Below are 15,325 nucleotides of genomic sequence, written 5' to 3'. Positions count from 1 at the left end.
ACTCAAAGTCTAACATACAGAAGCGAACATCTATAGGAAACAACAGTGCTTTACTATTATTTATAATCAATAACCATAGAAATCAATGTCCTATGATTTCCTTTATTTATATACGTATGTGGTATATCCGATTTAAATCTTAATGCATCGCCCTCAGTTAAAGTAAGCACTTCATTCTCAAGGTGCATCTCTAATTCCCCTTCAATAATAATGATTGATTCTTCAGACCCTGATAAATGTGGTTCAGATTCAAGCTTTGCTTGAGGATCTAATTCAACATGAAAGAATTCAAACGACTTACTTTTTTCAAATGGAAAGTAAGGAAACACTTTATATTTCCCCTCTTCTTCTGTTACTGGAATGATATCATCCTTCTTGATAAATTTATAATCCGCTTCACTTTCATTCATTAAACTACTAAATGATAATTTCAAACCGTTACTAATTTTCCATACTGTATTGATAGAAGGTATGGTATTTCCCTTTTCAATTTCATTTAAAGATGATGAACTAACGCCTGTCAGTTTTGAAAGTTGTTCCAAACTAATCTTATTTTTCTTTCTATATAAATAAATATTTTTAGCTACAATTTTATGGAACTCCATAGTTAAGTCTCCTTCTTTATATTGACTTTCCAGTTTAAAGGATATAAAATCCAGTTAACAGGATTATCCTTTATTGTGGATTTATTAGCTTATATATCCATCATACAGGAAATGATAAGGAGAATACAATTATGCTTATTTCTTTTATTTTATATACAGTATTTATGAGTTATACACCAGGACCAAATAATTTACTTGCTTTAGATGGATCACTCCGTTTTGGTTTCAAAGGAACGAAACGTTTTTTATTCGGTATCGGTTTAGGATTTTTATCATTGTCTATTATATGTTTAGTGTTTAGTACCTATCTAACGCTTTATTTTAAAAATTTCGTCCTACTGATCAAAATCTTAGGTTTTATCTACTTACTTTATTTAGCTTTTTCTGTATTTAAAAGTCATGAAAAGGGAAAAGACAACCGTAGTTGTTATAGATTGCGTGATGGACTTTACCTACAATACATGAATCCTAAGACAATTGTTTATGTACTTACTGCAATTGTTAGTTATGCCACGGTACAAAGCTCTAGCTATTTTATGATGATTAGCTACACACTCATTATTGCCTTAATTGGTGTTTCTGGCGCCATTGCTTGGTCGTTGATGGGGCTTTGCTTCAAACAATTACTGACTAAGTACAACACACAATATAAGATTATTATGTCAGCTAGTTTAGTTATCTTAGCTTGTATGATGCTGTTTGAATAAGAAATCGAGGTTAGATGTCTCACTATTAAATAAATTATGCCTTCAACTTTCACTTTATTAAGTTATGTTTCCCATAATATGAACACGATTCACATTTTGAATGCACTCTAACCTCACTTTTTTATAACTATTGATACTACCACTTTTTCTACTAAAATATTTCTCCATTATCTTTTATATTACTTTTTTCAATTACACGAAATTTATTGTTTGCATTTTTATATTTAGCGCGTTACACTTTAATCAATCGCGCACGATTAATTTATTTCATGGAGGTGACCTATTTGGACGACACAATGAAATTAACAAATCAACTTTGTTTCTCTGTATATAATGTTAGCCGTTTATTTTCTAAGTTTTATGAACAGGTACTCTCAGATTATGGATTAACATATTCACAATATATTGTCTTAGTCTCTCTTTGGGAACAAGACAACCAAACTTTATATCGTATTGGACAGGCACTAAATTTAAAGAGCAATACACTTACGCCTTTACTCAAGCGCTTAGAACAAGCTGGATGGATTGAGCGAAAGAAAATTGAATCTGATAAGCGTCAATTGCTCGTCAGCCTTACCGAAATGGGTAAAAATAAAGAACAAGAAATTTATACTGCAATTTCACAATGTGTCGCAGAACATATGGATACAAGTGAATATCAACACGCAAAGGAAATTATGGATCGTTTAGAACAGTCATTAAATCATATCGTGAAATAAATTTAGGAGGAATTTTTTATGTCAGAACAATTTAACTATGATGTTATATTTTTAGGTAGTGGACATGCAGCATGGCATGCTGCTTTAACTTTAAAGCAAGCTAACAAATCAGTAGCTATTATTGAGAAAGATAAGATTGCTGGGACATGTACAAACTATGGTTGTAATGCCAAAATTTTATTAGAAGGCCCTTACGAAATATTAGAAGCAGCTAAAAGTTATCCTAATATCATTAATCAAGAGCAATTATCTGTAAACTGGGAAAATCTTATGTCCTATAAACAACAAGTTATCTCTCCACTATCAGGTACGTTAGAACATATGTTTACTCAATATGGTATTGATGTATATCACGGTGCAGGTTCACTTGTTAGCGAACATTTAATCGAAGTAAACGAACAACAACTTACTGCTGATTATATCGTTCTTGCAACAGGACAACACAGCAATAAATTACCAATCGAAGGTACAGAACATACTTTTGATAGTCGTAATTTCTTATCATTAGAACATTTCCCTAAACACATGACTATTATAGGTGCAGGCATTATTGGAATCGAATTTGCTTCAATCGCTATTAAAAATGGTAGCGAAATAACAATCATCCATCATACAGATGAAGCATTAACTGGATTCAACCGTAAACATGTCGATAAGTTAATAGATAAATTGGCTAATGAAGGTGTTCAATTCCATCTTGAAGATTCACCTGAAAAAGTAAGTAAAACAGATGCTGGTTATATTGTAACTACAGCTAAAGGAGAAAGTATTGAGACAGACTACGTGTTAGATTCAACTGGTCGTCGTCCAAATGTTGAAGGTATCGGCTTAGAAAAATTAGGTATTGAATACAGTGCAAAAGGTATACAAGTTGATGAATATTTAAGAACAAATGTACCAAATATTTACGCGAGTGGAGATGTGTTGGATAAAGCAATTCCTAAATTAACACCAACTGCAACATTTGAATCTAATTATATCGCAGCTCATATTCTTGGTATGACTACTTCAGCAATTGCATACCCTGCTATTCCATCTGTCTTATATTCATTACCGCGATTAGCACAAATTGGTGTAACTGTTGAAGAAGCTAAACAAAACGAAGATCAATATACAATCAAAACAATTCCATTTGGCAAACAATTACTATTCGAATATAAAAATGAAACTACAGCAGAAATGGATATTGTCTTAGATTCACAAAAACACCTAGTTGGTGCTGAAATTTATGCTAATGATGCGCCTGATTTAATTAACTTGCTCACATTTATTGTCAACAAACAAATTACAGCACAAGAATTAAATCAAATGGTATTTGCTTTCCCTGGCAGTTCTAGTGGTGTGTTAGATTTATTAAAAATGAATATGATGTAATTTAGTAATTCAATTACGCAATCCATTTCCAAACCCTTTGTGGCTCTCAGCTGTATATCGTGTTACCAATCTGTTTGAGCGCAAAGTATTCTATTTTAACTTCGTTTCTAAGATATTGTCTTTATCTTGCTATAATATTGTTCATAGTAAGACATTATAGAAAAAAAGCACACATCCATCGATAGACGCTACATACTAATTAATTTGTTAGTATGTAATGTACTTCATGTATGTGTGCTTTCTTTAATTAATTTTTACTATTTATATGTGTGGTGCTAGTAAAAGATGAAAATTATTGGAAGAATCCTGAAATAGTTTTAACTTCTAAGAACTCCTCAATTCCGTAGTCTCCCCATTCTCTACCAATACCAGATTGTTTATATCCACCGAATGGCATATCTGCACTTCTTGGATATTCATTTATTTCAATAACACCCGCTTCAAACGCAGTTGCTACTTTTTGTAAAGTATCCATGTCAGAACCATATACATAGGCAGCTAAACCATATTTCGTATCATTCGCAATTTTAATTGCTTCATCAATATCATTATAAGTAATAATAGACATGACTGGTCCAAAGATTTCTTCTTGAGCAATTGTCATACTGTTATCTACATTAGAGAAAATCGTTGGTTGTACAAAATAACCTGTTTCTAATGCTTCCGGCTTGCCTAATCCACCTAATTCTAATGTTGCGCCTTCTTCAATACCAATTTCAATAAATTTTTGAATTTGATTGTATTGTTTTTCATTGATAACAGGACCCATTTCAATACTAGCATCCTGTGGATCGCCAACACGAATGGCAGCCATTTTTTCTTTTACCTTTGCAATAAAGTCATCTTTGATTGATTCCGGAACGATTGTTCTTGAACCAGCAATACAAACTTGTCCAGAATTATCTACAACCTTATGCACTGCAGCGTCTGCCGCTTTATCCAGATCTGCATCTGCTAAAATAACGTAAGGTGATTTACCACCTAATTCTAGTGAAACTTTTTTAAAGTCTTTGCTCGCTTTTTCCATTATTTTACTACCAGTATTACCAGAACCTGTGAAAGATACCATTCTAATTTTTTCATTTTCAGAAATTGGATTACCTACACCCATACCGTCACCATTAACTAAATTAAACACACCTGCCGGCACGCCTACTTTATCGAAGATTTCAGCTAAGATAATTGCAGCAAATGGTGTTTCTTCAGATGGTTTTAAAACAACTGTACTACCAGCAGCAAATGCACCAGCAAGTTTCAATGCTGTTTGATTCGTTGGGAAATTCCAAGGTGTGATTAAACCAGAAACACCAATAGCCTCTTTAATGACTACATTATTTCCTCTACGTTCTCTAAAGTTAAGATGATCTAATGCGTCTCTCGCAGCTTTAAAATGAGATAATCCCATTTCGTAATGTACATTTTCTGAAGCAGTTACTGGTGTACCTAATTCTAAAGTCATCGCTTTAACTAAATCCTCTTTACGATTTTCATATTCTTTAACGATGTCGTTTAATAAATTTTTACGGTATTCAACAGTAGTATTTCTAAATTCTAAGTATACGCTGTCTGCTGCATTAACTGCATCTTCAACATCTTGCGCATTCCCTTTCGCAATCTTTCCAAATGCTTGTTCCGTTGCTGGATTGATTACATCTATTGTTTCGTTACTATGACTTTCAACCCATTGCCCATTAATATATTGTTTAGTTTGTTCGAACATATTACCGCTCCTCATGTATCTTTTATACGCTTAACTCTTTACTTAACAAGCTAATAAAAATTAAGACCAAACGAATATTACGCTCATGTGTAATACATTTCAAATAATCGGCTTACCAAATCGTTAATAAAATGTATCGTCCTTTAATATGTCACAAATGCTTATTTCCTGGGTAATTATTTTACACAATTTAGGGTATTAGGAATGATAAATCGTTAATATTGTGATAGTTCATTTCGCAAAAAACAAATAAGGATAGGTGATCAGCACATGCCACTAATAAAAATCGATATGTTAAAAGGAAGAACTAAAGACGAAATTAAATCCATTTTAGATATTTCGTATCGCGTAATGTTGGAAGCTTTCGAAGCTCCTGAAGGCGACAGATATCAAATTGTTAATCAACATGAAGACTATGAAATGCAAATTCTAGACACTGGTTTAGGTGTTGAACGTTCTGATCAAGTCCTTGTCTTTACACTTGTGACACGTCCACGTACAGAAACACAAAAGACCAACTTTTATCACAATCTAGTCTCTGCGTTAAACACACAATTAGGTATTCGCACAGAAGATATCATGATTAGCTTAGTGGAAAATACGGATTCAGACTGGAGTTTCTTTAATGGTAAAGCTCAATTCTTAACAGGCGATTTATAATTATCATCATGCTACATCTCACTTTAAATGATGCGAATCAGAAATCGCCAGTAAAATAATGCGCCTCACTTTAACTAATTCAATCGATATCATGAGCAACAATCCGTTTACTCCAAATCAAAAAACAGCAGTGTTAGCCTTTAACTTTGGCCTTCACTGCTGTTTTTTGATTGCTTTATAACAAAGGTAGGACGCTTTTGGTTCTCTACACAAATCGTACTATCCATGGCTTTAATTCATTTATCGCTTTAATAATTGCTGATTAAAATAATGTTTATTTACTTCATTAGCATGTTCTTTTTGAGTTGTTAAGTGTTTGGCGAATGTTGCCTTATCTTGCGTAATCTTCAACAATGTAGGAATAAACTCACTACCTACGCTTTGTTTACTAAATAAATTGGCTTTAGCAGTCAACACTTGATTATGAGCGATATCATTATAACCCATGATTAGCAATTCATATTCAAAAGCTTTATTTAGTGCACCCATAATTTCTTTACCTTCATTAATATCTAAATATAAATCACAACTTTGATACAAACGTTCAATTGTTTCAGCATCAACAGTTGGATAAAGTTTAACATTGGCATAGCTACTTAAATTCATTAACTTTGTAGACATTTCGGTAATTGCTGCAATGTGAAATGTAATATCTGGACATTTTTCTAAAAACAGCTCAATATTCAGCAATTGATCTGAATTCGTCATAATAAGTGCTTCCTTCGTATGTCTGTTCTTTTTCTTATACTTATACAGATAACCTGAAGGGATAATTTGTTTACGCTTAGTGTCAGCAAGTTGATTCGTAATCGTTTGATATTCATCTTGCTCAGGAATATGAATCATTATATTACGTTGTAGTTCATGATTTAATATCAGTTGCATATTACCTGGTATATTGCCGTGACTTTCTTCTTGCCAGAATAAAATATCATTTCCTGGTGTAGACAAATTATAAAGGACTGCAAACGATGTCGCTAGTGAATTAATAACAAAGTTTTGTGTTTCTAAATTTAAGGTCTGTAAATAAAACATAATAAATGCTACTTCTGAATCAAAGAAGTGCGATTTTCCTTTCCAATCTAAAACAATGTCCTTCGTTACGTAATTTTCATAGATGACATCCTTACCTGCTCGATCCATGTATTTTTTAAATATTGCTACGCCTCTTTTATCATAGACTGTTTGCGCAAATTTAATGCCATGTTTGGTATAGTGGTCTACAAATCGAATTTGACCATCTTCATCCAACCATTCTACACGGTTGACGATTCTCGCTTGATAATTAGGTTGGTAAAGTATGCGCCCTCTCACCTTCCCCATATCTTTAATCTCTGCATTGTCATTGGTACCCTCAATAACCCAATAGGGAGGTACATTGATTTCATTAAAAAACTTGGGCTTATCTGCTGCAGTAATGTTGTTGTTAGCAAAGTATTGATATGGTGATGTCATTTGATCAGGTAAAAAACCACTATCATTTAATACTATAGTCTGATTATCATGTCCAGCTAACTGTAGTGTTTCATATAATCTCTCTGTTTTCAGGTCAAAATGTTCAAATAAATTAATCATGGAGCACCTCTTCCAATAGATTATTCCATTGTTGTTCTATATGTTTTGTCTTGAATGGTTTGGCGATTTTATATGATTCTTCGTGTGGTTTACGCAAACCTTTGTTGAAATAAGACACCATATGGTCTGCCAGACGTGAAACAATCGTATCTATACTATCTTCATTTAATGCAATAGGAATCAAATAGCCATTCTTTTTGTCATTGATAAAGGTAGGATTACCATAATTTACATCAAATCCTAACATTCCTAAACCAGAGCCAACAGCTTCCATCAATGTCAATCCAAATCCTTCACTCGTTGAGGCAGACACAAATAAATCATATTGTTTATATATATCATCTAAGTTCACATGACCACGTAAACGGATATAATCCTCTGCTTTAGATGTTTCAATAATTTGTTGTATATTTCCTTTTTCTCCACCTTCACCATAAATATCAAATATTAAGTCAGGAATTTCTTGTTTCGCCTTAATCGCAGCACGTACAATCCAATCAACATGCTTCTCACTAGCTAGTCTAGATGCAGTAATCATCGTATAAGGTTTACGTTTCCTTTTCGGTCTCTTTAATGTGTCCAAACTACCTACAGGAATCGTTCTAACTCTCGGTACATAACTTGTATATTTTTTAAATTGTTGTGTTAACAAGTCATTTTGAATATCTGTAGCAGTTATAAAGAAATCTATATTTCGTGCATTTGAAAATTGATATTCATAATAATTATTCCATAGAATGTGTGTATCATTCATTATACTTTTACTAAAGTGTTCTGCATGAACTACGACACCAACTTTACTATCTCCTTTATTTTGCAAGACAGATTGACCAATTTGAGTCGCTCTATCCAAGATAACGATATCGTTACTTGTTAGTTGTAGTTTTTGAATAAAATAAGCAACAAATTGTTCCTTACTATATAAAATTGCATCATTAAATACATAGACACTTGAGTCACCATCGATGTACTCACGATATGCTACGCTGCCATTTTCATTATAAAATTGACGCATATACAGCTTAGCTTTATTGTCAAAAGGCGCATAGTACTCGGAGAATGTACGCACATAACTATAAAAATCTTTGCGAATGAGCATACCATTGACAACGAATTCAGCGCGATCAACAATGTCGCTATCCTTATCTTTCAAATAACAAGTCACAAAGGTTTGTTTGTTATTTAATATTAATCGCTTAACCTTCCCTGTTGTTTCAATATGCGTGACATCGTTATCTAAATGGCGCTGAATATCATCTATCGTATACGTCGTCGGTGCTATTTTAATATCTGAAAAATATTGGTATAACCAAATAATTTCACTATCTAAAAACCCCATATTATGTGTTAATGTTTGAATATTCTCAGATTGAATAAAATCTAAAAATACAAATTTCATCTGATGCTTAGAATTTCTGAGCAATTTAGCACGATAAGCTTGTGCATATTCGACACCGCTACTCGCCCAACCAATTCCAAAGTTTATATTATAAATTGTCATTTCACTACACCTCATAATTATGGAAAATGTATGACCAAATCGCCATCTTCATCATAAGTGATAATACTTTGACAAAGATTTTTAATTATATTTCCCTTTATTTTATAATTCATTTGCTCAAACGATTCTAATGCAACTTTATGATATTCGAAAATGGCATTACGTTGGCCATTTTGTCTATTATTTACGCTTGCTTTAAGTTGTTGTAAATTATCTACTTGGTTAATCCAAGCACTATCTATCGCTTTTAAAATTGACTTCTGTACAAATCTAATGTAGAAATAATCATTTTTTAATTGGACTTTATTCTCTGCTAACTGGTTTTGAAATTCTGTTAATAAAAAATCGATTACGTTATCGTGTTGCTTTAAGTTTAATTGTGATGTATCACCTTCAAACTTAAAGCTAATATTGCTATAAATATACTCTGCTAGTTGTTCTTGTGTTAAATTATCTTGCCGCTTCGATACGTCATGTCGAAAAACATCCTTTGCTAGTTGCTCAAGATTAAAATCCTCTACGCGTTGCATGTTCAGCACTTTATCACGTTCTTGATAAATCAAATCCCTTTGAACACTAATACTCTTTTCATATTCATTCGACATTTCACGCATCGTCATACCTTGCTCTTCAGATACACGTTGCGCCTTCGTTACGATTCTTTGTACTCTATGTTGAAACACACGACTATCAGATAAGCGTGATGTGTCCATAGATTGTAACCGTTTATTATCACTTAATTTATCTTCTCCCCAGCGTTGTACTAAATAATCATCGAGTGAAATATAAATTTGCGAAGTCCCTGGATCACCCTGACGTCCAGAACGTCCACGTAATTGTTTATCGACTCTGCTATTTTCCATATGTTCACTTATAATTACTGCCAAACCACCCAATTCGTGTACACCATTCGCAAGTTTAATATCAGTACCGCGACCTGCCATACTAGTAGCAACCGTTACAGCTGATAATTGCCCTGCTTCTGCAATCATTTGCGCTTCTTTCGCAACATTTTGCGCAATCAGTAAGTTATTCGGAATGTTCATTTGGAATAATTCTGTTGAAAATTGCTCCGCCACTTCTGCTGTGCGTGTAATCAATAATACAGGCCGCTTTGTTTCATGTATGGCAACCACATCCTCTAGAATAGCTCGGTTCTTCTCCTCTGCATTCAAAAATACTTTATCACCGTAATCTTTCCTTTGAATTGGTTTGTCCGTAGGAATTTGAATCACGACCTTTGAATACAAATCAAAAAATTCTGATTCACCTAATTTTCCTGTTGCAGTCATACCTGAAAAACGTTCAAATTGCTTAAATAAATTTTGGAAAGTGATCGTAGCCATAACACTCAAATCATCTGAAATTTCCACATCTTCTTTAGCTTCTATCGCTTGATGAAGGCCAGATTGTAATTTCGTCCCCGGTAGCATACGTCCTGTAATACGGTCGATTAGGACGATTTCTCCATTTTGAATAAAGTAATCCAGATTACTATCAAATAGGAATTTAGCTCGTAAAGCTAAGTTAATATTGCGCACCAAATCGAAGTAACCTTCCTCATAAATATTCTCAACATCGAAATAATGATTCGCAGCTTGTATGCCTTGCTCTGTTAACCAAATTTCCTTTTGAGATTTATTTATTTCTATATGTTCATCTTCCTCTAATGTTTCAACAAATGTCTTTACAATATGAAACAAATTAGATTGCACACGTGGTGCACCTGATATGACAAGAGGTGTTTGCGCAGCGTCTAAGATAATAGAATCGACCTCATCAATAATTGCATAATTTAATTCTGGTAAAAACTTTCCACCCAAACTATCAGCTAAATTATCAATCAAATAGTCAAAGCCAATTCTGCCATTTGTGGTATATACAATATCGTGTTGGAACAACTGTTTCTTTTCATCTCTTTGATACTCATAATCAGGTATATCAACAAAGCCGAGAGACGCCGTTAAGCCTAACCATTCATACAATGGTTTCATTTCTAGATAGTCCCTTTTAGCTAAGTAATCATTAGTCGTAATTAAATATGCACCCTTTTTAGTCAGTGCATTTAAATACAGTGGCATCGTTGCCGTGAGCGTCTTTCCTTCACCAGTTTGCATTTCAGCGATATCACCTTCATGTAATGTTATCGCACCTAAGACTTGGACATCTTTAGGATACATACCTAAGACACGCCAACTTGCTTCACGAACAACTGCGTACGCTTCTGGTAATAAATCATCTAACGTAGCTTGATGATTTGCTAATTGTTGCTGAAACGTTTTTGTTTTGTCCTGTAATTGTTCATCCGAATATGATTTCATCATTTCACTATAGTTATTAATTTTACGTAAGGTTTTCTGCAAACGATTTAAGCGCATTTGGTTAATTGTTGAATTAATTTTCTGTTTCATTGGCCCCTCCATAATTCACACGCACTACATCGAGATATTTTAAGTAGCGCGAAGGATTTAGCACAGTGAAAATAGCTTGATCAGCCACATCATACGTTTCACTTTTAGGATCAAAGTATATTTCAGTAGGTCCTGTTGCAGATGTTATTTCTTCATTTATTATCTCGCTAATTTGTTGATCAAATCGCTTATCCTTGTCTGCTGTTATAAATGATGGTACTTGTAGCAAATTACTTAAATGTGACACAAATACATTTCCTTTTTCACCATAACTGATTAAATGCACTTCAGAATCTTCACCAAGTCTCTCGATATAGCCTTTGATTTCATTCCAATTATCCGTGACAGCTTCAGACCAATATTCAACAGTGATTACATTCTTTAAATGTGACACTGCAGATTGCGACAATGGATAGTCCAACCATTGAGAAGGCTCTACAAAGACCACATTACGTACAGCTTCATTCGTATCAACATTCGTTACACCACTTATTGTTAAATTACGTTGCTTTGAATCGATTAATCGTTGCTCAGTGATAGTAAACTTTTCGAATCGAATGATTTGTGCAGCCGCATTAATCATTTGAACCTTATACGTATGTGCCGTTTCAGGATAATTGACATGAACCTCTTTGTCTTTAATAATCTGCGAAGAGAGTACCGTTTCGTCTTTGCTATAGAATATGATCTTAAAGTACAGCGCACCCTGTGGCTCAACTTCATAATTAAATTGGAATGTATAATCAGAACCCCTTTTCAAAATAGGTAAGGTCGGCAATTCTTTATCCAAAGCATAATTTGTCTTCATAACCCAATCTTGAATAATAATACCTGAAGGCATTAAAGGATTCTCAAATACTGTAACACCGTCTTTAAATGCTAGCTTCGAACCATACATGAATGTTGAAGGATTAACTTGCTTCCAAAACACTTCAAAATAATTATTTTCCTTCATGTTTAACTCTCCCAAATTTAGTTTCCAGTAAAATATGATAAAAGTTTATAAACCAATTGGTAATTGTCGGCGAATCATCATTATGTCTACCAGGAACCCCTCTACTAATCACTCTTGCATGCTGCCTACTCAACAACGGAAACAACTCTGCATAGGCGTGTGCATCATAATCATCATGTTGCATATAAGCAATTGCAAATGTGGTGTTTGCTATATTACTTTGAGACATGACATTCCAAAATTTATTATTTAGACGATCAATATCTTGTGGTGTTACATCTTGTTCATGAGTCATTAATACATCTAAAGCAGTCCCGAAGTCTTCCGGTCTTAATAAGCGCATATTATCAGCAATTGTTCCTATATTCACTAAGGGTTTCCCAATAATAATACCTGAAGGATTCAACTGAGCACCGTAATACAGCGCACCGAACGAACCCATAGACAAACCAGATAGGATGAGTTCATCACTTTCAAATCCAAGGTAGGACAACTTATCTTGAATCACATCTTTAATAGCTGTTTCATACGAATCAGAACCAATATAGAACGAGCCACCTTCCACCCGTGGATCACTAATCAGAATAAATGGCGCATTTAATTTATTCATCATAAAATACGCTTCAAAGCCTTCAAGTGAACGATAACCACTAAAGTAAACGTTCAATGGTGGTTTCAAATCACCTGGATTAAAGTAATAGAAGAACTCTTCTCTATTGTTATCAACATATCTTTGACCGCCAAACAAGAATTCCCCCATATCATATCGTGACCAGCGCTTATGAATCGCACCAACCTTAACCTGTCCTTCACCACGTAGCTTCAAACTCACACTTGCATATACATCATACGGTCTACTCTCGATAATAATAGGCTCATCAAACTGTGTTTGATCTAAATTAATTTCGTCAATAATTGTATCTACCGTACCACTTTGAATAATACGTAATGTAAACTCTAACTCTACACCTTCACTGACTACAAATTCAGGCCATATTTGTGTAGCCTTATGCTTATCACATACAATGTTGTTCTTCCAAGATACAACTTGCTTTAACTCGGCTCCGAAATCTCCAGACAATACGAGATACTTGTTCCCCATAAATCCAACGTCGCCATCAAATGTTTGACTGACAATACAGTGTTTCGGATACAATTTATCCCCATATTGCCCTGAAAATGTAACTGCTTTTAACTTTTCATGTAAATCTGCTTCACTTTGATAACTTAACGGACGTGCTAATAACTCACTAATCGTATTATCCTGCTCATACTGTGTATCCCAATAGGTATCATCTATATAAGTGTTATAAGGTGTACCAACCAATGCCAACATTTCTATTAATTGCTCACTGTACCTCGCTTGCACAAAGACAAAGTCAAATTGTCCATGCTCATCAATAATATTTCGTACAGCATCCAAATAGTTCTCTTCATACTGCATTATAGCTGGATCAAAGTAATCCCATTCCACTTTCTTATTACTATCAAATAGCGTCTCTAAATCATTACCACCTATTTGCAATGCCTTAAATTTACGCTTCACTTACTTCACCTTCAATCCATCGATTCAATCGTCCGACTATTTCCTTAGAGGCAAACGTTTCTACTAACTTAATTGCATATGCGAAAGAATAGTTCCAATTCTTTAAGTGATTTAAAAAGTATTGCAATGCTTCGACAAGTTGATCAACACGTTCAATAACGCGTCCATTAATTTCATCGACGACATAATCTGTTTTTCTCAAATTAATTTGCGGAATACCCGCACTAATACAACTAATTTGTAAAAATAAATCTGGCTCGCGGTTTAAATCAATGACTACTCTTAAATTCATCAATGCTGCTCTTAAATCCTGTTCAAAAGGCACATGCTTAATTTCAATCACTTCGACATATTCTTCTTCCTCAGCCAATAACAAATTAATGCCATCTTCATCCTCATTAATCGTGTTATATTTATCGTTTACTGCTTGGACTTGCTCTGTCAGCCATTGTGGCAATAATTTCTTGTCTTGTTCCGTCAATAATATAATCCTTGTATTTTCAACTCGCTCCATATACGAAATCACCTGTTGCAAACTTTGTTGTAAAGTATCATGAGCGATACCATCAATCCACAAACCAATATACGTTTCATAATATTGACTACTTTTGTTTGGCAGAACCTGTGCATCAAATGGTGTAATACGCATAATCTCAACGTCTAATTGTTGTTCAATTTTATATTGTTGTAATGTTTCCTCATTATCCAACATATCAACTAACCAATATTGGCTATTACTTATAGATTGAAGTAATGAAGATGTTAATTCACTATTTCGTTGCTTGAAGATTGAATAACACAATTGATAGTCGCTTAATATTTCACTTAAAAAATAATTATGTCGTTCATCCGCAGCAATAATAATTGGGTAGTCTACACTGACCTCTTGCTTCATATATAATGCAACACGTTCTTGTAATAAATCTTCCATATTATTGTATACAGTTTGATTGAAACGGTGTTGATACTGTTCACTTACATGTACCGTGCCATCAACTAACTCTGATGTAAGAATACAATCTCCATCAATCGTCATATATTTCTGTCTAAACGGCACGCCCTGACCATCAAAATATAATATAGAAGATAAATATCCTCGGTCATCAAAGATAGAACGTTGCACCCTTTGGCCATGTTCAAATGCTTCTATCCAAACCATATAACCATCTTGGTTAAAGTAAACATTAGAATACGTCGTTGCTCCTGTAACACAACGAACAAGATACGGTGTATAAACAAACTCAGTACCTTCAGGCCAATTCAAAGATTTGAAATCAAGCGGTAATGGTGTCCGTGACTCAAAACCCTGAATATCGTCAAATAAAGACCAATAACGTGCTTCAAACAAATCAAATCTATGCAAAAATGTACGCAAATCTGGTGAATAGTTGAGTATCAACATCTCAAATGTTTCGTCATTTTTGACATGCATATTCATTAAACTAATCATGTCATCAAATTCTTTGACTAAACTTTTACTATAATAAGGTGTCGTTTTATCTTCCCACCAACTACCTTGGTTATACCAAGCTGGAACAAAATATTTCATCAT

At 33.9% G+C, this 15,325-nt stretch carries 12 protein-coding genes; 4 read left to right on the top strand and 8 right to left on the bottom strand.

Annotated elements, in window-relative coordinates; genetic code table 11:
• Positions 1–56: 56 nt before the first annotated feature.
• On the bottom strand, positions 57–605 hold the full coding sequence (locus tag ACY191_RS02820) for a helix-turn-helix domain-containing protein (protein WP_042740521.1): 549 nt from the start codon (positions 603–605) through the stop codon (positions 57–59).
• 131 nt (positions 606–736) lie between these two features.
• On the opposite strand from ACY191_RS02820, the gene ACY191_RS02815 reads away from it, so the two are divergent.
• The 3 genes from ACY191_RS02815 to ACY191_RS02805 all read left to right on the top strand — a co-directional run bounded on the left by ACY191_RS02815 (position 737) and on the right by ACY191_RS02805 (position 3,405).
• Entirely contained in the window at positions 737–1,312 is a 576-nt protein-coding gene (locus ACY191_RS02815; RefSeq protein WP_042740522.1) for a LysE family transporter, read from the top strand.
• Positions 1,313–1,581: 269 nt separating this feature from the next.
• The gene (locus ACY191_RS02810) at positions 1,582–2,031 is read left to right on the top strand and encodes a MarR family winged helix-turn-helix transcriptional regulator (protein WP_107512371.1); all 450 of its coding nucleotides are present in this window, start codon (positions 1,582–1,584) and stop codon (positions 2,029–2,031) included.
• A gap of 18 nt (positions 2,032–2,049) precedes the next feature.
• Positions 2,050–3,405, top strand: a complete 1,356-nt coding sequence (locus tag ACY191_RS02805; protein ID WP_229366918.1) for a dihydrolipoyl dehydrogenase family protein — start codon at positions 2,050–2,052, stop codon at positions 3,403–3,405.
• Between the two features lie 292 nt (positions 3,406–3,697).
• Here ACY191_RS02805 and ACY191_RS02800 read toward each other — a convergent pair whose 3' ends face one another.
• Positions 3,698–5,125, bottom strand: a complete 1,428-nt coding sequence (locus tag ACY191_RS02800) for an aldehyde dehydrogenase family protein (protein ID WP_042740525.1) — start codon at positions 5,123–5,125, stop codon at positions 3,698–3,700.
• Between the two features lie 270 nt (positions 5,126–5,395).
• Here ACY191_RS02800 and ACY191_RS02795 point away from each other — a divergent pair, with 270 nt between their 5' ends.
• Positions 5,396–5,785, top strand: a complete 390-nt coding sequence (locus ACY191_RS02795; protein ID WP_042740526.1) for a tautomerase family protein — start codon at positions 5,396–5,398, stop codon at positions 5,783–5,785.
• Positions 5,786–6,025: 240 nt separating this feature from the next.
• Here ACY191_RS02795 and gtfB read toward each other — a convergent pair whose 3' ends face one another.
• The 6 genes from gtfB to asp1 are packed head-to-tail and all read right to left on the bottom strand — an operon-like array spanning position 6,026 to position 15,322.
• Positions 6,026–7,360 (bottom strand): accessory Sec system glycosylation chaperone GtfB, encoded by a 1,335-nt coding sequence (gene gtfB, locus ACY191_RS02790; protein ID WP_229366919.1) that lies wholly within the window; start codon positions 7,358–7,360, stop codon positions 6,026–6,028.
• On the bottom strand, positions 7,353–8,861 hold the full coding sequence (gene gtfA, locus ACY191_RS02785) for an accessory Sec system glycosyltransferase GtfA (protein WP_232165300.1): 1,509 nt from the start codon (positions 8,859–8,861) through the stop codon (positions 7,353–7,355). The genes gtfB and gtfA overlap by 8 nt, the downstream gene beginning before the upstream one ends.
• 17 nt (positions 8,862–8,878) lie before the next feature.
• Positions 8,879–11,272 carry an accessory Sec system translocase SecA2 gene (gene secA2 / locus ACY191_RS02780; RefSeq protein ID WP_229366921.1) on the bottom strand — a complete coding sequence of 798 codons (2,394 nt, stop codon included), beginning with the start codon at positions 11,270–11,272 and terminating at the stop codon, positions 8,879–8,881.
• Positions 11,256–12,227 (bottom strand): accessory Sec system protein Asp3, encoded by a 972-nt coding sequence (asp3, locus tag ACY191_RS02775; protein ID WP_052495429.1) that lies wholly within the window; start codon positions 12,225–12,227, stop codon positions 11,256–11,258. The genes secA2 and asp3 overlap by 17 nt, the downstream gene beginning before the upstream one ends.
• Positions 12,214–13,773, bottom strand: coding sequence for an accessory Sec system protein Asp2 (asp2, locus tag ACY191_RS02770; RefSeq protein WP_042739370.1), 1,560 nt, complete (start codon positions 13,771–13,773; stop codon positions 12,214–12,216). Before asp2 ends, asp3 begins: the two co-directional genes overlap by 14 nt.
• Positions 13,763–15,322 (bottom strand): accessory Sec system protein Asp1, encoded by a 1,560-nt coding sequence (gene asp1 / locus ACY191_RS02765; protein WP_042739371.1) that lies wholly within the window; start codon positions 15,320–15,322, stop codon positions 13,763–13,765. The genes asp2 and asp1 overlap by 11 nt, the downstream gene beginning before the upstream one ends.
• Between the last annotated feature and the right edge of the window lie 3 nt (positions 15,323–15,325).

Source organism: Staphylococcus sp. TCBT05 (genome assembly GCF_055179755.1).
Note: the sequence above shows the minus strand (reverse complement) of the source record. Positions and strands in the feature narration are given on the sequence as shown.

Coding starts and splice junctions, on each gene's coding strand:
- ACY191_RS02795 (WP_042740526.1), top strand. CDS start 5,396: ATGCCACTAATAAAAATCGATATGTTAAAAGGAAGAACTAAAGACGAA.
- secA2 (WP_229366921.1), bottom strand. CDS start 11,272: ATGAAACAGAAAATTAATTCAACAATTAACCAAATGCGCTTAAATCGT.
- ACY191_RS02810 (WP_107512371.1), top strand. CDS start 1,582: ATGGAGGTGACCTATTTGGACGACACAATGAAATTAACAAATCAACTT.
- gtfB (WP_229366919.1), bottom strand. CDS start 7,360: ATGATTAATTTATTTGAACATTTTGACCTGAAAACAGAGAGATTATAT.
- asp1 (WP_042739371.1), bottom strand. CDS start 15,322: ATGAAATATTTTGTTCCAGCTTGGTATAACCAAGGTAGTTGGTGGGAA.
- ACY191_RS02805 (WP_229366918.1), top strand. CDS start 2,050: ATGTCAGAACAATTTAACTATGATGTTATATTTTTAGGTAGTGGACAT.
- ACY191_RS02820 (WP_042740521.1), bottom strand. CDS start 605: ATGGAGTTCCATAAAATTGTAGCTAAAAATATTTATTTATATAGAAAG.
- ACY191_RS02800 (WP_042740525.1), bottom strand. CDS start 5,125: ATGTTCGAACAAACTAAACAATATATTAATGGGCAATGGGTTGAAAGT.
- ACY191_RS02815 (WP_042740522.1), top strand. CDS start 737: ATGCTTATTTCTTTTATTTTATATACAGTATTTATGAGTTATACACCA.
- gtfA (WP_232165300.1), bottom strand. CDS start 8,861: ATGACAATTTATAATATAAACTTTGGAATTGGTTGGGCGAGTAGCGGT.
- asp3 (WP_052495429.1), bottom strand. CDS start 12,227: ATGAAGGAAAATAATTATTTTGAAGTGTTTTGGAAGCAAGTTAATCCT.